Annotated in this window: 18 protein-coding genes; 13 read left to right on the plus strand and 5 right to left on the minus strand. The window is 45.7% G+C overall.

Translation table 11 applies throughout. The features are described 5' to 3' along the window. The first annotated feature begins 39 nt into the window (after positions 1-39). Positions 40-1,389, plus strand: coding sequence for a DUF3300 domain-containing protein (locus AC121Z_RS16510; RefSeq protein ID WP_498125425.1), 1,350 nt, complete (start codon positions 40-42; stop codon positions 1,387-1,389). Between the two features lie 161 nt (positions 1,390-1,550). After that, positions 1,551-2,333, plus strand: a complete 783-nt coding sequence (locus AC121Z_RS16515) for a PhzF family phenazine biosynthesis protein (RefSeq protein ID WP_498125426.1) — start codon at positions 1,551-1,553, stop codon at positions 2,331-2,333. Here the strand turns inward: AC121Z_RS16515 and AC121Z_RS16520 are convergent, their stop codons facing one another. From AC121Z_RS16520 to AC121Z_RS16530, 3 genes are read right to left on the minus strand one after another with little or no spacing between them, the layout of a single operon-like run. After that, positions 2,334-3,200: an ATP-grasp domain-containing protein gene (locus AC121Z_RS16520; protein ID WP_498125427.1), complete on the minus strand. Its 867-nt coding sequence runs from the start codon at positions 3,198-3,200 to the stop codon at positions 2,334-2,336. A gap of 14 nt (positions 3,201-3,214) precedes the next feature. Next, the gene (locus AC121Z_RS16525) at positions 3,215-3,742 is read right to left on the minus strand and encodes a hypothetical protein (protein ID WP_498125428.1); all 528 of its coding nucleotides are present in this window, start codon (positions 3,740-3,742) and stop codon (positions 3,215-3,217) included. Between the two features lie 18 nt (positions 3,743-3,760). Beyond that, positions 3,761-4,312: a DsrE family protein gene (locus AC121Z_RS16530; protein ID WP_498125429.1), complete on the minus strand. Its 552-nt coding sequence runs from the start codon at positions 4,310-4,312 to the stop codon at positions 3,761-3,763. 178 nt (positions 4,313-4,490) lie between these two features. Here AC121Z_RS16530 and AC121Z_RS16535 point away from each other — a divergent pair, with 178 nt between their 5' ends. Both AC121Z_RS16535 and AC121Z_RS16540 read left to right on the plus strand, forming a co-directional pair. Next, positions 4,491-5,405 (plus strand): M14 family metallopeptidase, encoded by a 915-nt coding sequence (locus AC121Z_RS16535; RefSeq protein ID WP_498125430.1) that lies wholly within the window; start codon positions 4,491-4,493, stop codon positions 5,403-5,405. Between the two features lie 196 nt (positions 5,406-5,601). Further along, a complete protein-coding gene (locus AC121Z_RS16540) occupies positions 5,602-6,246 on the plus strand; it encodes an HlyD family secretion protein (RefSeq protein ID WP_498125431.1) in 645 nt (214 codons plus the stop codon). 33 nt (positions 6,247-6,279) lie between these two features. On the opposite strand, the gene AC121Z_RS16545 is transcribed toward AC121Z_RS16540, so the two are convergent. Continuing rightward, positions 6,280-7,338 (minus strand): hypothetical protein, encoded by a 1,059-nt coding sequence (locus AC121Z_RS16545; RefSeq protein ID WP_498125432.1) that lies wholly within the window; start codon positions 7,336-7,338, stop codon positions 6,280-6,282. Positions 7,339-7,378: 40 nt separating this feature from the next. Then, positions 7,379-9,127 carry a hypothetical protein gene (locus AC121Z_RS16550; protein ID WP_498125433.1) on the minus strand — a complete coding sequence of 583 codons (1,749 nt, stop codon included), beginning with the start codon at positions 9,125-9,127 and terminating at the stop codon, positions 7,379-7,381. Positions 9,128-9,214: 87 nt separating this feature from the next. Between AC121Z_RS16550 and AC121Z_RS16555 the strand changes: the two genes are divergently transcribed. The 9 genes from AC121Z_RS16555 to AC121Z_RS16595 all read left to right on the plus strand — a co-directional run bounded on the left by AC121Z_RS16555 (position 9,215) and on the right by AC121Z_RS16595 (position 18,545). Next, positions 9,215-9,865 (plus strand): efflux RND transporter periplasmic adaptor subunit, encoded by a 651-nt coding sequence (locus tag AC121Z_RS16555; RefSeq protein WP_498125434.1) that lies wholly within the window; start codon positions 9,215-9,217, stop codon positions 9,863-9,865. A 16-nt stretch (positions 9,866-9,881) separates the two neighbouring features. After that, entirely contained in the window at positions 9,882-10,598 is a 717-nt protein-coding gene (locus AC121Z_RS16560) for an ABC transporter ATP-binding protein (RefSeq protein ID WP_498125435.1), read from the plus strand. Between the two features lie 4 nt (positions 10,599-10,602). Further along, positions 10,603-11,916 carry an ABC transporter permease gene (locus AC121Z_RS16565; protein WP_498125436.1) on the plus strand — a complete coding sequence of 438 codons (1,314 nt, stop codon included), beginning with the start codon at positions 10,603-10,605 and terminating at the stop codon, positions 11,914-11,916. Positions 11,917-11,926: 10 nt separating this feature from the next. Continuing rightward, complete coding sequence (locus AC121Z_RS16570; RefSeq protein WP_498125437.1) at positions 11,927-13,144, plus strand: ABC transporter permease; 1,218 nt, start codon at positions 11,927-11,929, stop codon at positions 13,142-13,144. Between the two features lie 18 nt (positions 13,145-13,162). After that, complete coding sequence (locus AC121Z_RS16575) at positions 13,163-14,494, plus strand: sigma-54-dependent transcriptional regulator (RefSeq protein WP_498125438.1); 1,332 nt, start codon at positions 13,163-13,165, stop codon at positions 14,492-14,494. Then, a complete protein-coding gene (locus tag AC121Z_RS16580) occupies positions 14,494-15,813 on the plus strand; it encodes a sensor histidine kinase (RefSeq protein WP_498128287.1) in 1,320 nt (439 codons plus the stop codon). Before AC121Z_RS16575 ends, AC121Z_RS16580 begins: the two co-directional genes overlap by 1 nt. A gap of 207 nt (positions 15,814-16,020) precedes the next feature. Beyond that, positions 16,021-16,311 (plus strand): hypothetical protein, encoded by a 291-nt coding sequence (locus AC121Z_RS16585; protein WP_498125439.1) that lies wholly within the window; start codon positions 16,021-16,023, stop codon positions 16,309-16,311. Between the two features lie 20 nt (positions 16,312-16,331). Then, positions 16,332-16,808: an energy transducer TonB gene (locus AC121Z_RS16590; protein WP_498125440.1), complete on the plus strand. Its 477-nt coding sequence runs from the start codon at positions 16,332-16,334 to the stop codon at positions 16,806-16,808. Positions 16,809-16,961: 153 nt separating this feature from the next. Then, positions 16,962-18,545 (plus strand): tetratricopeptide repeat protein, encoded by a 1,584-nt coding sequence (locus AC121Z_RS16595; protein WP_498125441.1) that lies wholly within the window; start codon positions 16,962-16,964, stop codon positions 18,543-18,545. The last annotated feature ends 32 nt before the right edge of the window (positions 18,546-18,577 follow it).

The following is an 18,577-nucleotide window of genomic DNA, read 5'->3' on the forward strand; positions in this document are numbered from 1 at the left end:
AATGATCTTTGCATTGGACGAATTAAGAGGGAGAATCCTATGAAGTCAACGCAACGAATCGCACTTATTTATGCAATTGCGCTAATTCTCAGTATCAGTTTAGCCATACAGTTTGCCAGTGCGCGAGACTATGATAGCGGAGAATACTCAAGTACCGTGTTAAATGAGGAGCAACTCGATACTGTACTTGCCCCCATCGCTTTGTATCCCGATACATTACTGACGCATGTATTAATCGCCTCGACTTACCCCATGGATGTCATTCGGGCTGCACGTTGGCGCGAAAATAATCAAAACCTGTCAGAAGATCAGATCCTAAAGCGAGTAGACGCTTTTGACTGGGATCCCAGTGTGAAAGCACTGACACCATTTGACCGGATATTGGCGCAAATGAGTGAAGATATCGATTGGCTCAATTATCTTGGTGATGCAGTAATTGCCGATGAAGAGTGGGTCATGTCACGCATTCAAGCGTTGCGCGAAGTTGCCTATCGTGAGGGCAATTTGCAAAGTAATGATTATGTCAGCGTGGCACGCGAAGATGATGTGGTGGTGATTGAAACCGTTCGTGACCGTGTAGTGTATGTGCCTTATTATGATACCCGAGTGGTTTATGGGAACTGGTGGCACGCTCGCACACCTTATTATTGGCACCATCCGCGACATTATCATTGGAGTGCTGGCTTTTACTGGAGTCCCAGCATCCATATTGCCTCACACTTTTTCTTTGGCGGATTTCATTGGCATCATGGCTATGTGGTGATCAACACTACACCAACGTATCGCCCTTATTATCGCGACCACAAGCGCGTTTATAGCCGCGAATACAAGCGCTGGGCACATAATAGCCAACATCGCCGTGCGCGTTATAACGAACGTGTTGTCCGCCACCGCGAATATCGCCAACGCGAACCGTTAAAAGTTGTGCGCAATCGAGAAGTTATGAATACTCGGTATGGCGAATATCAGCGCGCTGTGCCGACTCAACTAGAGCAACACAATAGAAAGGTAAAATATGTGCAGCCCAACTCAACTAAACGTATAGCGACGAATAGTCACAATATGCCTAAAGTGCGCACAGAAACTCCGCGCCAACAGCGCGATGTCGTTAAAGCTCCGCAACGGGAGCGACTTGAAGTACCGCGTCCTACACAGCATCGACAACCCAGTAAGCGCCAGGCAGCGACTGTACAACCGCGTGTTGAACAGCGCAACCATGTGGCACCTCCACGCGCAGCCAAGCAACAACCGACTTTCAAGGCACCGCGCGAAACCCAGAGAGTCTCACGCGAAGTGCAGCGCGCACAGCCTAAATCACGCCAACCAGTGAGTCGTGACCGTAACACTCAACAGGTGAAGCGTCACGCGCGTGACAATCGGCAGAAGTGAGCCAATTAGAACACTGGTGACTTAGTTAAACCTCGGTCTAAAGACGCTAGCAGTAAATCAGTGCTAGCGTCTTTACCAATGCGCTATCAAATGCGCACTAACAGTGGTTTTCGTCATCTTAAATAGGCTACTCTAAGATTTTCGAACCACAGGAAACCCAAATGCAGCTACCGATTTATCAAGTCGACGCTTTTACCACCAAAATTTTCGGGGGTAACCCAGCCGCAGTGTGTCCGCTTGATCAATGGCTCAGTGATGACATCCTGCAGCGTATAGCAGATGAGAACAATTTATCGGAAACGGCTTTCTTCGTAATAAGTGAAAATACCATCGAGTTACGCTGGTTTACCCCTGAGTCCGAAGTTGATTTGTGTGGACATGCAACACTCGCGGCAGCTCATGTTATCTACACACAGCAATTAAGTCAGATGGATCCTCTGCGTTTTCTTACGCGCAGTGGCGAATTAGTTGTACACCGCAAGAACGATCGTTATGTGATGGATTTTCCAGCTACGATCGTGCAGGAATGCGAACCTCCAGCGCATTTGCTGCAAGCATTAGGCGACGGTGTTGTTGGCGTGTATCAAGGCTTTGATTATCTGGTTGAAGTTGATACTGAAGCGAGATTGGTCGCGCTGAAGCCCGACTTTTTGCTGCTTTCGCAGCTTCCACTGCGCGGTGTAGTTGTTACCGCTCGGGGCCTCGATGCAGATTTTGTCAGTCGCTGCTTCTTTCCTAAATTACGGGTGAATGAGGATCCGGTCACAGGCTCTGCGCACTGCCAACTCGCACCATTCTGGGCAAAACGGCTTAAGCTGCAGCAACTAAACGCTGAACAAAAGTCAAAACGAGGTGGCAGTATTCGATGTGAAGTCAAAGGCGAGCGCGTATTATTAGCGGGGCATGCCGTGAGCTATTTGCAAGGAACGATTACTCTGCCCTAGTTAATTTGGGTATTTCTGACAAAAAGTATCCACAAAACGTTGGGCCGACGTCGGATCCATATTGAAATACAGCGACGGTTCAATCAGCTCAACCTCCATAATTGCAAAGCCATTCTCAGTCTCAATCAGGTCGACCCGAGCATATAATGCACGGGAGGGTAATGCTGCCAGTGTTTTTTCGGCCACTGTAAGCATATGCTCGTTAGGCGTGATCAAGCTCAACTGCCCACCATGCTCCTCTTGCACACGGAAGTCCTGTGCCTTTGGCGTTTTCAAAATGGCGTGACTAAACCTATGATCAAAATAAAATAACGAATATTCACCGGGTGATACTATTGCAGGCAAAAAAGGCTGGATCATTAACGCGCGATCCGCAAAAACCTGAGCTAGTTCGTCTTGCAGATTTACACTCGTTGACTGTGCAATTCGATAGGTGAAATCGGCATTCGCACTAACCACTGGTTTAACTACAATCTCGTCGCTGGCAAAAGCGGCAAAACCCTGTGCAAGCATGGAAGGGTCGTAGGCATCAAACCAAAGTGTCGGAACAATTGGCACATCTTGCTGCGCCAAATCCAGCAAATAAGTCTTTGCAAGGTTCCACTCCATTAAAGAATATGGGTTCTCTAATACAGCTTTGGAAGCATCGATGCGTTGCAGGCAAGCAAGAAAAGCATCTGGGTCTTGTTGGTAGTCCCAAGGACTGCGCACGATCACTACGTCGTATTGGTTCCAATCCACATCGGCCTGGCGCCAAGAAACATGCTCGCTTTGCCAACCAGCGGCCGCAAATGGCGCATCAAGCAGACTATCGTAGGCGAAGAAATCGTCGAGACTGTCCATGGTAAGAATGGCGACTTTGTGCATGTTAAAAAACCTGTCTATAGCGTAATAATGAGTTTCTTGTGACCAACAACAATCGACTTAGGCTGGATTTTACCAAAACCCATATCCAAGGTGTCCAAATCTATCAATACAATAACCGGCAATGACTGTCCCACGACATCGCGGATCCCACGAATAATCTGATCAGCATCATCCATCGTACTTTCGAGTAACTTGAACTCACTGACCATGGGCTCTTTAATTTGTAAATTATAATCGACTGGGTCATACCGGAGCTCGCCAGTAATTTCAGCATCGGCTTTCAGCAGTTGATTATTTTTATATGCACTGATCTTGGTTTGAATACGCAATTCATTTTCCAGACCACTGAGGATGACTTTAGGATCTGAAAAAAATATATCCGCGCCGTTGTAACTCTGCTTGTAGGGGAAAGCGAGTTTAGCAAAGCGATTAATATCTTTTTCGCTAATGGTAAATTCCAACGCATTGGCAAAGTTCGATACACTCAACAGAAAAAGCAGCGCGGCAACCTTGATGCAGTTCTGTAAACCGAATTTTTTCATTCCCTGTCTATCCTTCAATCAAAATGGATTTACGGTATAGCCTTGCTGCTGTAACAAGGCATGAGCGGTCATCGCCGATAAAGCCATTTCAACCCCATCAGCTAATTGAGAATGTTCAATCTCATACGCTTTTGCACTTTGACCACACAAAATTATACGGACTTGATTAGCCTGTAACGCAGCAAGAAGCCCTAAATTGGGGTTGTCGGTTTGATGCACTTGCTGGTAGGTTTGATTTTTCAGTAAGTCAAGACTCGCTTTACCATGCACGACTAACGCGAGCCGAATATTTTCTTTAGGCACACCCGCTGCTGTATGCATATTGATAAACCGGGCTAGGCTATCAAAACGCCGATTGATTGTTCCTGCATCTGCACCCTCAGCGACATCAAATGCAACAGCGAATTGTTGTTGCGGCGTGAATTCTTGACCGGGTATTACCATCTTTTTACCGTAGCCCTTGATCGTAGGACCATCGGTAAATGCAGATAATTGTGCGTTCGCATCTACTGCGAGCAACAAAGTTATGGCGGCAGAGAGGACTGACAGTTGGCACAGGTGCTTAAACATGAATATTAAAATCCTTCAGCATGAATATGGCTCGCAAGATAGCATGAATTACTCGCTAGCGTTGATTGTTTTATCGGTTGCTCCAGTGATTTAATCTCACTGCATAACACGCTAGAGTATAACGGTTTAACAAACGCGATCAGCGTGCCTTTACCCTACATCATTAAAAGGAGTTGACTTGAATTCAGACTATCCAATCGGTACACCCGGACACCCTTGGGGTGATCTCGAGAAAGCGCAGTGGCTAAAACAACAATCAATCAAACGCTCATATGCTGATGAAGTGCTGACAAAAATAAAATTACTAGATGCTCAGTTTGGTATCGAGCAATACGGCACATTGCCCTATGACCAAGCGCGTTACCCACTGTTTGCAGCAAAATCGCTGGCGTGGCATGCAGACAAGCCCACTATTTTGATCACTGGTGGTGTGCATGGCTACGAAACCAGTGGCGTGCATGGTGCGCTGGGATTTGCGCTAACAGCAGCCGAACGTTATGCCAATGCGTTGAATTTTATTGTACTGCCCTGTTTAAGCCCGTGGGGCTACGAAACGATTAATCGTTGGAATCCCGATGCAGTCGATCCTAATCGCTCATTTTTTGCTAACGGATCATCGCCAGAAGCTGACCAAGCAATGGCTTACATTGCTGCCCAAAAAACAAACTTGTTAGCGCATTTTGATTTGCATGAAACCACGGATACTGACAATTCAGAATTCCGTCCAGCTTTAGCGGCGCGCGATGGTACAACCCACGACATCTGGAATATACCGGATGGCTTTTATACCGTCGGTGACACCAGTCGCCCCGAGCCTGGGTTTCAAGCAGCGGTCATTGCTTCGGTTGCCAAAGTCACCCACATCGCACCAGCCGATCAAGATGGCAAAATTATTGGTGTCGCTATCGAGCAACCCGGTGTTATCCATTATGATAAACACTCCCTGCACCTGTGCGGTGGATTTACTCAAGCGCCCTATGTGACCACAACGGAAGTTTATCCAGATAGCCCCAAGGCAACCCCAGAACAATGCATTGATGCTCAAATAGCCGCGATCAGCGGTGGTTTGGATTACTTGTTGCAACAGAAATAAATTAAGCTGAAAAAGTGTCCGCCCGGACACTTTTTCTGTCCGCGGACACTCACCGCCCCCGCCAAAAGCTTGACTTTTCATTAATTATCAACAACTTAACTACTGGCACGCTCTTCGCTTAAACATACCCATAGTAACCTGACAGTGGATGAAAACCTTGCCCCTGTCCGCCGGTTTAACTCAATGGAGTATTGTTTTGATTAAAGACACCAGTGACCAAGATGTCATCGTTAAAGACAACAGTCGATTTAAACGGCAGGCCATAATCGCCGGCGCGCTTTTGTTGCTTGTCGGTTTTGCTGCTCAAGCACTTCTCACAACCACCGGTGCACAAAAATCGGTGGATCGCGCGACCCTCCAAATTGCCACACTGGAGCGTGGCGACCTAGTACGCGATATCGTTGCCAATGGACGAATTGTTGCTGCCAATGCACCACAACTCTATGCCCCGCAACAAGGCTTTGTTGATCTGCAAGTTAATCCTGGTGATCGCGTAGCAGTAAATGACATCGTCGCGGTGGTTGACAGTCCAGAACTGGAAAATCAACTGCAACAAGAAATATCTGAAAGGCAACGACTACAGGGCGAGTTGGCCCGCCAAGAACTGGACGCTAGACGTCAGACATTAGAGTTAACCAAGCGGCTAGACCTCGCAGAAGTCGATTTACAAGCTGCAGAACGTGAGAACCGTCGTGCTAATCAGAGTATTAAGAACAATCTCATTAGCCAAATAGATCATGAGAAAGCCGTCGACGATTTAGCCCGTGCAAAACTTACATTCAAACACGCGCAACAAGAAGTGGCATTGGCAAAGGCAAGGCGGTTACTTAATTTGTGCTAAGGCGAGTTTTTAACTCGCCTTATTTTTTGTGCGCTAATCAGGTAATTGATTTAGGCAATCGTCATCATCAAAATCACATAATATACCTAGAGTTGTAATTTCACTCTTTAACACAGGCCTTTCAAGTAAATCAGATACGAAGTCAGTCATCAAATCTTGACTTAACAGAGCAACCATTTCTAAATGATTTAACTCTCCGTAAATATTTACATCAACATTATCATTTGGAATAGCGTTAAAAGCGAAATGCTCAACAACTCTATCTTTATTCGACGCATAGATAAATGTAGGTGATTTCACTTCATTCAGTTTTGCTATTAAATCAGTATCTTTTGATGTTGTTCCTGATTTTTCATAAACAATTTGAATTGCATCCTCAAGCGTTTCTTGGGAGATAAGCTTTGCGTATATCTTGTCTTTATAAAAAAGGTCGAAAACCGCTTTAGCTGAATAGTCAAAGTCGGTCATTGGCGCAACCAAATAGAGTCTGGTATTGTCAATTTCCTTCGCGACCTCACTTGCTGCTAGTGCACCCATTGAGAACCCAATAAGGTGTATTTTTGTAGGGTTTAATCTTTGAATTTCAGCGACAAGCGGAGAGACGTAATCTAGACCAAATTTAAACGTTTCCGTGTTCTCAGCGCTAGGTATAACGATAACTTCTGCGCCCGTCATCTGTTGTAACCATAATTGATGTATGTATAAGACCTGAGTGGGTTGGCTATATCCAGTAAAGAGTAATATCAAATGGTTTGCGAGTGGCTTGGCGGTTTCAACATCGTCATTTTTGGTTTCGTAGCGCCAAATCTTATGGTTATCATTGATATGAAACGTAAATTTTAGACTGTGATAACCTGCGGCAGACTCACCTAAACCTATTGCTTTAACACAGTAATTATTGCTATCACACAATTGTTGCTCAACAGCCCAATCTGAGATATTGCCCTCTACGTTAGAGTTTTTTGGGCTTGTCATTTGATTAGCGATAAATGAAGCGCACCCACTTAAACTAATTAATAACAGCCCTACAGTAAATCCTTTTACAATCATTATCACTTTTCCCCTAAAACTTTCAATTAAATATAATATCATGGATTTCTTAATGTTAAACAGTGAGTTGCAAAGGACGGAATCACTTTTCAAAATATACAATACTCTCTAATCTGATTGGTCTCTTCGCCAAACCAAGTCTCATAGCTGCTGTTGTCCCATCTTTTGCCTGTAAACAATAATTGTAAAAGAGCCGCACAATCTCCATGACCTTCAAATATGAATAAGGGTCATAGGCACTGTACCCATGCCATTTGCGGCGCTCGCTTGCTGCTACAGACTTACTGCGTTCCAAAAGACTTACGCGGCGTCTGACAAACATAAAAAATCTATCTATCGCGGCAAGTGATGAGGGTTTATATAGTTCAGCTTGCTCTTGAATGGATAAGTGCCTTATCGGTGTTAATGCTGCCACTAATTTCTCTGGTTCAGGCATCGTAAAATGAGGATGCCTAAGCCACATTTCTTTACTAAAGGGGATAGGTTTTGCCTGAGGTATGTTTTGTCGAAGCATGCTGATAATTGTATTGTATCTTTCCGTACCAGTAGCGGATTTGAACGACTTGCCAGCGATTATTTTAAATGCCTTATAAAAATCTTTTACGATTTCTTTTTTTTCATCAACGGTCAATCCTGTCGTGTTTTTGACGTAAAACGCATGGGCTGTGCCATTGGACACGCGATCTTTATTTGCAAGCATAAAAGCATTTCTTATTCCGGTCTCTCTATCAAGCGAGTAGTGTACTTGCTTAACATTTCCCAAGAGCCTTGCTACTAATAAGAAGTGTGCATACATCGTATATTCACTATGAACCAATGCACCTTTATCTGGGAGTTTTGTAGTACCATCTAATATCTCGGCTTGTTCAAATGAACTATTTTCAAGCTTAGATATACCGTTTACATGCTCGTGGGTTGATACAGTAAGCTCTTCGCTATGGTAACGTTGTAACCATAGACGTGCATGAGGTTGAAGGTGTGGCGGCGTGATTTTAGGGTTTATTGCACTGGCGTCAATCTCAGCAGCCTTTCTATCGACTAACGGATCATAATTAAAGTGGACGCCAAAAACATACCCACTGATATTATCGGCACTACCTATCGCCCACAACTCAATGTTTCTTTTATCTTTACGATCACTCCAATTGCTAATATGCACCTGCCTGTCAGTACAAATATCGACTTTATGAGCGTAGGTATTTTTTAACAATCGATTTTCTCGTTCTCTAGCGAATGCCAAACTTTGCTCATACAGCCAATTTAACTTATCAAAGTAGGTTTTTGACGATATGTCCAATATCTCGCACATACGTCTCATTGGTGTTTTATTGACTATATGTAAAAAAAAGCTTTTGTTTATTTCTGATCGTCGATGTTGACGCCGCTTATTACCATCAGAAAATGTCTTTTTACAGCGCTTGCATTGATACCTCGTGTTGCCTGATGTTTGACCATGTCTTTTATATAGATTAGGATTATCGCTGATTGACATAAGGTGATTATTACATTCGGTATTAGGACAAGTGTATGAGGGTTCGCGCAAATATGAAGACAAGCGAAACTCCTCTTCTAAAATACCTACATTAGATTTGATAGGGGTGATCTCGCCGCACACTCTGCACTGGAGGTTAGGTTCATTTCTGCCAGCCCCCGATATTTTATAAAATGGGTTAGCTCCTTTTCTCAGGCTGTATTCTGCTGGATTGTAATCATGAGGATCGATACAGAAATTTGCACAAGCAGGATTCTTACATCCGTTTACCTGTAGGCCTTTTAAAGCCTTTGGTATCGTCTCCGAAATCCTTGCGTAAGATTTTTTTTGTAATTCCAAATTAAAGCCCCATGCTGTAATTATATACAGTATGAGGCTTTCAATAAATTAACTCAAGCTAAAAGCACAAATTAAGTAACCGGCTTGTTGGCAAAGGATACCCTTGCATTTGAACTAGAAGGCTCGCGCAGTACGCTGGAGCGCCAAACCTTGGTGGTTCAGGAACTCGAACGACAATTAGACGAGCTGACGATTCGTGCCAGTGTTGATGGTGTGGTCGGAAACTTGCTCGTTCAGCCGCGCGCACTAGTGAGTAAGAATGCGCCACTCATGACGCTAGTCGATTTAAGCGCGTATGAAGCCGAAGTTCAAGTTGGCGAAAGCTATGCCAATGAACTTGCTTTAGGCTTGCCTGTTGAAATCCGCATAGGCAATCAAAGGATTGAAGGCGTGGTTTCCTCTGTATCTCCAGAAATTAAAGATCGTGAAATAACCACACGCGTCCGTTTAAACGGCGCTGATGTGTCGCAACTACGTCAAAACCAACAGGTTACTGCACGAGTTTTATTAGACAGTAAACAAAACGTACTCAAAGTTCGTCGCGGTAGCTTTACTCAGGCCGGTGGTTATGCAGCCTACAAAGTTGATGGTGACTTAGCGCGTAGAGTCGACATTCGCCTGGGAGCCTACAGCATGCGCGAAATCGAAGTACTCGAAGGACTGCAAGAGAACGACCAAATCATCATTTCAAACTATCAATCTTTTGATAACGCAGACACTATTCTGCTGCGCCAGTAAAACAAGGAATACAAACATGCTAACAATGAAGAACATCAGCAAAGTTTACCAAACTGAAAAGGTCCAAACGCACGCATTACGCGATTTCGATTTGCGCGTTGAAGAAGGTGAATTTATTGCAGTAACTGGCCCCTCCGGTTCAGGAAAGACGACCTTTCTCAATATTGCGGGGATGCTAGAGTCATTTACTGCAGGTCAGTATCTGTTGGACGGCGTAGATATTGGCAAGTTATCCGATAATCAACGCGCTGATTTGCGTAATCAAAAAATCGGCTTCATTTTTCAAGGCTTTAATTTAATCCCTGACCTCAACTTGTTTGAAAACGTGGAAGTTCCCTTGCGCTATCGCGGCATCAAGTCTGCCGAGCGTAAACGCCGGGTAATGGATTGTTTAGAGCAAGTCGGCTTAGGTAGTCGTATGAAGCACTTACCGCAGCAGTTATCTGGCGGCCAACAACAGCGTGTTGCCATTGCTCGGGCGCTCGCGGGTGAGCCGCGCTTTTTGTTAGCCGACGAACCAACCGGTAATCTAGACAGCTTAATGGCGCGCCAAGTCATGGAACTCCTAGAAACCATCAACCGCAACGGTGCCACGATTGTGATGGTGACGCACGATCCTGAGTTAGCGCGTCGAGCTCCGCGTAACATTCAAATCGTGGACGGCCAAATCGCAGATTTCACCCTTTACCAAAAACAGATGGCTGACTCTCAGCCAATCGTGGCGGAGGCGTAAAGCAATGTTGTTACATTATATTGACTTGAGCTGGCGCAGCTTCAAACGCACCCCAATGGTAAGTTTGCTGATGGTGATCGCGATTGCTGTTGGTATTGGCGTTACCATGACGAGCCTGTCGGTCTATTACATGATGTCGATGGACCCATTACCGCATAAAAGCGATAAACTGTTTCACCCGCAACTCAACACCATAGATGAAAGCAATAATTGGTGGACGGAAGATAACCTACCGCATCAGTTAACCTACCGTGACACGATGAATTTGTATCGCGCAGACTCGCCAGGGATCAAAGTTCCATCGGTGCGTTCAGGTTACGGTATCCACTTAAACGATGACCGAATCAAGCCTTTTATGGAAAGCGTAAGGGTAACAGCCAATACCTTTTTCACTGCCTTTGATGTCGACTTTCAATATGGTGCACCCTGGTCACAGGAGCAAGAAGACAAAGCCGAGCAGGTCATAGTGATCAGTCGTGAATTAAATGAAAAGCTATTTGGTGGTGAAAACTCAGTGGGCCAGCAGGTCTATTTGAATAAACGCGCGTTTAGGGTCGTTGGGGTTTATCAAAACTTTGACTTTCACATCAAGTACTACGACTTAACCAATGGCGCATTTAATGATCCAGAAAACTTAATGATCCCCATCACGTTGATTGAACCTTTGCAAATTCATAACTGGGGTAATACCAACGGCTGGAAGTTTGAAGAAGTCCAAACCTTTGATGACAAATTGCGCTCTGAGCAATTCTGGTTGCAGTTTTGGGTCCAGCTCGATACGCCCCAAGAAGTTGCTGAATATCGCGAGTTTTTACAAAACTATCTTGCCGAAGAGGCTACCAAAGGGCGTTTTGAACGCAGTGAGGTCCAATTTGGTCTGCGTAATTTGCGTGAATGGCTGGACTACAATCGAGTAGTCACTGAAGATAATCGTGTTCTGGTTGGCTTGAGCTTTATGTTTCTCGCGGTTTGCCTAGCTAACATACTCGGTTTGCTACTCGGTAAATTCTTAAAACGTGTACCGGAAGTCGGTGTCAGACGCGCCCTAGGCGCTAATAAACGGCAGGTTTTTCTACAGCACATTGTAGAAGTGTCCATGCTGGGATTTGTCGGTGGGCTCATCGGAATTGGACTAGCGCAACTTGGCCTGTGGGGCGTGCGAGCCACATTCAGCTATTACAGTGCTCTGGCAACCATGGATCTCACCATGCTATTAGCAGCACCAATCATAGCGATTACTGCCTGTGTTGTGGCAGGTCTTTACCCGGCATGGCTAGTGTGCAGAACAAACCCTGCGATTTGTCTTAAAACCCAATAAGGAGCAACTCATGTTAGAAATCAAACCGATTATCAGCGCATTATTCCGCTCCAAAGCGGGTGCCATATTACTATTGCTACAAATCGCGATTACTGTCGCCATTGTCAGTAACGCCGCGTTTATCATTAACGATCGCGCGCAGTATTTACAGCAAGACACAGGTTACCCTGAAGATGAAATTTTTGGCTTTGCAATCAATACCTTTGGCCAGCCAGAAAGCATTGTGCAATTGCTCCTACAGACCCAAGAAACCATTCGCAATATTCCTGGTGTTGTAAGCGCTTCGTTGATCCGCGAGATCCCGTTGTCTGGCAGCGGCTCTGCGTCTGGCTTCTCGGTTTTACCCATCAGTCAACGTGATAGCGATGAATTTCGGAATGTCCGCACTGCGTTTACTGGAGGTGATGCATCGATCTTTGCCACTTTAGGACTGGAAATCAGTGAAGGGCGTAACTTTATGCCAAGCGAAGTTGAATTGACTGATGATCCCACAGTGCTGCCTAAAGTGGTGGTTGTGTCACGCAGCTATTTAAATGCGCTATATCCCGATGGCGACGGCTTAGGCAAACAGTTATACATCGGCAACGATCCGGTCACGATTATTGGTGTTGTTGAAAATATGAAAGGACCTTGGTTAAAGGACGAAGCCGCCGACAACTTCTCAATTTTCCCCAATATTGAACTCAGTCCATATCAAAAGTTTGTTGTGCGTACACGTGCAGAGGACCGCGCTGAAGTCATGGGTAAAATCGAGCAAATCCTATTGAATGAATATGAGGAACGCGTAGTCATGGGGTTAACCAGCATGGATGAAGCGAAAGCGGAATACAACGCCGCAGACGTATTAATGCTGCGCATGTTGGTGGTGTTAATTGTTGTGCTCGTTTTAATCACTGCACTCGGTATTTTTGGTATGACTGTATTCAACATTAGCAAGCGGACTAAGCAAATAGGTACTCGTAGAGCGTTGGGCGCACGCAAGTCGGCGATTGTGCGTTACTTCTTAGTTGAAAACGGCATTGTGTGTGCAGCAGGGTTAGTTTTAGGTAGTATTGCAGCAATATACTTAGGAAATGTAATGATGCGGGAATTTTCAGTGCCAGCGCTAGATTACCTTTACGTTGCAATGACCGCTTTTTTTGTTCTGGTTGTCAGTCTTCTGTCGGTGCTGATGCCAGCAAATCGCGCAGCAAACATCTCTCCAAGTATCGCTACCCGCTCAATTTAAACGGAAAGTGATAAACGTATGGAAAAGATTTTAATCGTTGATGACACCCCGGCAGTGCTGCAAGCACTGTCGTTGGTGCTTGAGTTGCACGATTATGACGTGGTCACTACCACTTCTCCTGATGAGGCGGTCACACTGGTGGATCAGCTGCGCATTGGTTTGGTCATCCAGGATATGAATTTCACCAAGGACACAACCTCGGGTGAAGAAGGCTGTGAATTATTTCAACAGTTACGCAATATTAATCCACATTTACCGATTATCTTAATCACGGCTTGGACCGATTTGGAGCAAGCCGTCGCGTTAATAAAAGCAGGAGCCGCAGACTACATCGCCAAACCTTGGGACGATGATAAGCTTATCACCACTGTCGCCAATCTTCTTGAGGTGGGCAAAGCGAAACGTCAAACCGCGCAGCTAGAGCGCCAACTAGAAGCTACGCAAGATAGTCGCAGTGCTGCTCAGTCAGTGGGTTTAATCTACCAAAGTCATGCTATGCAACGCACGGTTGATATGGCAATCCAAGTTGCTCGTGCAGATATTTCAGTCTTGATAACGGGTCCCAATGGCGCTGGCAAAGAAAAGATTGCAGAACTCATCCATGCTGAATCCGTGTTATCCAATAAGCCGTTTGTCAAAGTGAATTGTGGTGCTTTACCAGCCGACTTAATTGAAGCAGAGCTGTTTGGTGCCGAAGCAGGTGCATATACAGGCGCTCACAAAACTCGCATCGGTCGCTTTGAGGCAGCCAACGGTGGGACTTTATTTCTCGACGAGATTGGCAACTTGTCTTATGAGGGCCAAACCAAATTATTACGGGTACTACAAACGGGTGAATTTGAGCGCTTAGGATCGGTTAAAACACAAAAGACCCATGTGCGCCTGATCAGCGCGACCAATGCTAATCTGCTACAAGATATTCAAGCAGGTAAGTTTCGCGAAGATCTTTTTTATCGCTTGAATGTCATCGAAATACCGCTTGCTCCCTTAGCGGCAAGAATTGATGATGTTGTGCCCTTAGCACATTACTTTTTGCCGGGCAGAACCCTCAGTTTAGGCGCAGAAAAGGCCCTCACTGAATACCCGTGGCCCGGTAATGTGCGTGAATTGGAGAATGCCTGCAAGCGCGTGGCAGTATTAAAGCCCCAGGGGATTATTGAAGCCGTTGACTTTTCATTAGCACCACCATCGCGAGGGAATACGTCTGAACCGGCTATCGAACCAGATAAGCAAGCGTTAGAATCTGCTATGCGTGAACATCAGGGCGTGATTGCCCGGGTAGCACGCGAATTCGGGCTAAGTCGGCAAGCCTTGTATCGCCGTTTGGCCAAGTATGGGATCGAGTATTGATGCATCTACCTCTGCGTCGCCGAATTCAGCTGGCTGCCGTGCTGAGCGGAGGCATAGCGAGCTTACCACTGTTTTTTTTTGGTGAGTTAAACCTTTGGCACACAAGCTTGTTGTCGATTGGGATTGTCCTATTGGCATTTTCCATCGCTACGACAATGACTAAGCGACTACGTGACGGGATTGATGCGCTTGAAACGGGTCTGCTGAATCTGAAGGACGGAGAATATTCTACAAGTCTTGCAGTTGCTGGGAACGACGAATTCACTCAGCTTTGCGCCCTATATAACGAGACAGCGGATCGTATGCGGCGCGAAAAGCAGTGGATCTATCAGCGCGAACTGTTGCTTGATAAGATCACTCAAAGCTCGCCAGAAGCACTTTTTTTGGTCAACGATCAGGAACAAGTCGTATTCAGTAACATTGCTGCACGACAATTCTTTGCCTCGCGCCATACCCTGGAAGGTCAACCGTTATCCAGTTTAATCGCGAACACAAACGAAGAACTTCAAGCCCAGTTTAAAGCTGCCCGCGAAGGGTTATTTACGCTCAGTCAGGAGGGCCAAGAAAGTCAAACTTGGTACTTGTCAACCGGGCGATTCAATCTTAATGGTCAAGCACATACCTTATTTATTTTGAAACAAATGACCCGTGAACTCAGCCGCCAAGAAGTTGCTGTTTGGAAAAAGGTTATTCGTATTATAAGCCACGAGTTAAACAATTCCCTTGGCCCAATCTCATCCATGATCCACAGCGGTCGACTGCTCACCAAAAATGTCGACGAGCCGCGTTTAGAACGAGTATTCTCTACCATTGAGGACCGTATATCGCATTTATCTGACTTTGTTCAAGGCTACGGTAAGTTTGCTAAGCTACCACAACCCAAGCTCGTTAGCGTGGATATTGAGTCGTTACTGCATCAACTGGCAGAACAATGGCCATTTCGTTTTAATCTTGTCAATGATGTTAGGTTAATCGCCGATGCGATTCAGTTAGAGCAATTATTGATCAACCTGATTAAAAATGCGCAAGAGTCCGGCAGTGCGCCAGATGACATCATCCTGACCGTTGCAAACAGTGGGGATTACAGCATTCTTGAAGTGGCCGATCGTGGGTCAGGCATGTCCGATGCGGTATTAGAGCAAGCACTCATCCCTTTTTACTCAACCAAAGCCAGCGGGAGTGGTTTAGGCTTAGCGTTGTGCCGAGAAATCACCGATGCTCACCACGGCAGTATCTCCTTACAGCAGCGCAAAGGTGGTGGCTTGAAAGTCAAAGTTATGCTGCCCAACAATAACAGGTTGACTTCTGGTTCGGGTTAAAGCCCTTCAGCCTACATTTTTTATCCTTTATTCCTTTTACTCCAAAGAATCATTACTACACAACTTTTTCATTTTAAATCAGTTGTTTAAGATTCTTAAGATTTCTGAAAGTAACCAAATTCCAGCAATTTCATGAATTGTTAATTGCACGCTTGATGCTTTGTTTCTAACTATAGGATGGTGTATACGACACTAAGGAACAACAAGATGACTACACGCAATACAAAAACCGTTTTACACTTACCCGTACTAATAACGCTTGCCGCATCGGCTGCATTATTGGGTTGTGAGAGCACAGGTACACGTTACTCAGAAAAGTACACTGCCAGCAGCGCTAACAATGATGACGGCGTAGTATGCAAAATGGAAAAACGCATCGGCTCAAATATGATGACACGCGTTTGTCGCACTGCAGAAGAACGCGCAGCCATGGAAGAGGCGGCTCGTGAAGGTATTCTGCGCTTGCAGGGTGGCAGTGAAACAGGCGGTGACGGTTGATAAACAGAAAGGTTGAAAGGATGAAAAAATTGGTATGTAAAGGACTCGTAGCAGCATGCACGGTGAGTTGCTTGACATCCATGGTTACTTACGCGCAAAGCGATAAAGTGGTGTTGCAGACAGACGTTATAGAAACCTTATTGGTTCCTGAGTCCGGCGAGTCTCTATCCTGGGAGCGAATAGAGCCCGAGGTGTTAACTATGCCCCGCAGTATCGAGCGCGCTGGGGCGAGGGGATGTGCCATTTTCAGTATTACGATTGATGAAAATGGTGAGGTTGACGACGTCACAACAGAAACCGTAGTGCCGAGTTTTGGTCTACGCAGGCACGCTAAGGAATATGTCAGTTCATGGAAATGGCGCGCAAAATCTAACGGCGGTATCGAAGAAACCGTGTTGTTAAGGTTAGATTTCTGCATCGGTGGAGCAACCAAAGAAGAGGTTCGTCAGATATGTTTGTATCAGGCAACTCTGCCTTGCTCCAACAAGCGCAGTTAACCACATAATTTGAGATAAGGGCATCCTGCTTGCTGGGTGCCCTTTAGTTGTTTTGGCGCCAAGGCGCCGATAACTGCAACGAATGGTCAACAGCACGGGAAGTTGATCACTCGATTGCATGAAGTCTGAAGCTAAGGACGTGTAAACTTCGTTATGACAAATAGCCACACACAAGCCCGCGTGAAGACGGGAGGCCTCACTGTTGACTTGGAACGACGGCAAGTTTTCTATCAAGGGAAAGCGCTGTCGATCAGAGGGCTAACATTTGAAATGTTGGCAACGTTGCTTGCTGCTCAAAATGCGGTCGTTTCTACGGAAGATCTTGCCCGGCTAGTATGGAAGGAAAAATTTGTCAGTGACGACACCATATCACAGCGCGTCTCATTGCTACGTCGAGCATTACCCGAGGAGTGTGTTAGTTTTGTCGAGTCCGTGCGTAGCGAGGGCTATCGCTGGGTACCTAGCATTCAAGCCGATACTGCTAATGATGTTACCTTCTTGACTAATGTTAAGCGGATACAGCCGTGGCTGCTTGCTGGTGCAGCATTAGTCATTGTTAGTCTGCTCATCTATTGGCTACAACCCGCAGCAGAACCCTCTGTGCCGCCAGTGAGCGCGGCCAATAGTCCAGTCGAACATGGTCTCGATGCCAGTGTCTACACACGCGTTAAACTAGCGCGTGCACAGCAGTACGCGAATGCCTCAACGCAGTACACCAATTCGATAGCGATTTCTCTCTATCAAGACTTGTATAGCACCGATCCTGATGACCCTGCGATTGCCTTCGGGTTGGCAAAAGCGAGCCTTGATGGTGTACTCAAGTTTAATGCGGATAAACAGCTGCTATCGCCCGTCAATCAGATGATCGAACGTTTACTATTAAACGCCCCCACTAATCCAAGCTATTTGTGGCTCCGCGGTTACTATTCTGAGGTCACTGGAAACATCACTAATGCGATTGGGCATTATGAAACTGCGCATCAACAAGCACCCGAGAACGCACAGATTGCCTTAAGTCTGGCACACTTACTCATCGAAAAGGGGCAACTGCGTGATGCGTTAGAACTCAGTTTACAGAATCAAAGTGATCAACATCGGGCTCAGTTTCTAAATGTGTCTCGGATTTTGTACTTAACCGGCACTTACACATTGGCACGAGACTGGTTTGAGGCTGCACTACAGCTATCACCTGACGATCCTGGAGTAAATCTCGCCTACGCACGTTTGTTGCTAGTAAACGATGAATATAAAGCGGCAATAACTTTACTCAGCCAGTTTCACCAACGTCACGAAGGCTCGGTACAAAGTTACTTACTTGCGTATACCCTTTATCATCGATTAGCGCAGGCTGAGCAGGCTGAGCAAGCCCTTAAGGCTGCGCAGGCTATTGACCCCAATGCACTTCACGTCATCGCTTGGACAACGTGGCATCGAGCACAGAGCGATGTAGCCCCTCAAACGGCAAGTTCGTTTCCTACACTTAATGACAACCAAAAACCCGAACTATTTGTCGCAAGAGCCATATTTGCCATTGCGAATAATGATCGTGAAGCGACCTTAGTGAATTTGTCACGCGCGATGCGATTAGGTCACCTCGATTATGCGTATATTGATAAACTACCTATGTTTGCCCCACTGCAAGCAAACGGTATATATCAAGAAATTATTCTCTCCATGCAGAGTGCGCAGAATTTGCAGCGTAAAGCCATCGAGGATGTCGAAATACCCAGTCTATAAAATGAGCTCGATCATAAATCAGAACAAAAACT

The sequence above is a fragment of the Alteromonas sp. DYW1 genome, from assembly GCF_059752595.1.

What these genes read in the sequence shown, in the direction of transcription:
- AC121Z_RS16510 (WP_498125425.1), top strand. Translation starts at nt 40, where the DNA reads ATGAAGTCAACGCAACGAATCGCACTTATTTATGCAATTGCGCTAATT.
- AC121Z_RS16515 (WP_498125426.1), top strand. Translation starts at nt 1,551, where the DNA reads ATGCAGCTACCGATTTATCAAGTCGACGCTTTTACCACCAAAATTTTC.
- AC121Z_RS16520 (WP_498125427.1), bottom strand. Translation starts at nt 3,200, where the DNA reads ATGCACAAAGTCGCCATTCTTACCATGGACAGTCTCGACGATTTCTTC.
- AC121Z_RS16525 (WP_498125428.1), bottom strand. Translation starts at nt 3,742, where the DNA reads ATGAAAAAATTCGGTTTACAGAACTGCATCAAGGTTGCCGCGCTGCTT.
- AC121Z_RS16530 (WP_498125429.1), bottom strand. Translation starts at nt 4,312, where the DNA reads ATGTTTAAGCACCTGTGCCAACTGTCAGTCCTCTCTGCCGCCATAACT.
- AC121Z_RS16545 (WP_498125432.1), bottom strand. Translation starts at nt 7,338, where the DNA reads ATGATATTATATTTAATTGAAAGTTTTAGGGGAAAAGTGATAATGATT.
- AC121Z_RS16560 (WP_498125435.1), top strand. Translation starts at nt 9,882, where the DNA reads ATGCTAACAATGAAGAACATCAGCAAAGTTTACCAAACTGAAAAGGTC.
- AC121Z_RS16565 (WP_498125436.1), top strand. Translation starts at nt 10,603, where the DNA reads ATGTTGTTACATTATATTGACTTGAGCTGGCGCAGCTTCAAACGCACC.
- AC121Z_RS16570 (WP_498125437.1), top strand. Translation starts at nt 11,927, where the DNA reads ATGTTAGAAATCAAACCGATTATCAGCGCATTATTCCGCTCCAAAGCG.
- AC121Z_RS16575 (WP_498125438.1), top strand. Translation starts at nt 13,163, where the DNA reads ATGGAAAAGATTTTAATCGTTGATGACACCCCGGCAGTGCTGCAAGCA.
- AC121Z_RS16580 (WP_498128287.1), top strand. Translation starts at nt 14,494, where the DNA reads ATGCATCTACCTCTGCGTCGCCGAATTCAGCTGGCTGCCGTGCTGAGC.
- AC121Z_RS16585 (WP_498125439.1), top strand. Translation starts at nt 16,021, where the DNA reads ATGACTACACGCAATACAAAAACCGTTTTACACTTACCCGTACTAATA.
- AC121Z_RS16590 (WP_498125440.1), top strand. Translation starts at nt 16,332, where the DNA reads ATGAAAAAATTGGTATGTAAAGGACTCGTAGCAGCATGCACGGTGAGT.
- AC121Z_RS16595 (WP_498125441.1), top strand. Translation starts at nt 16,962, where the DNA reads ATGACAAATAGCCACACACAAGCCCGCGTGAAGACGGGAGGCCTCACT.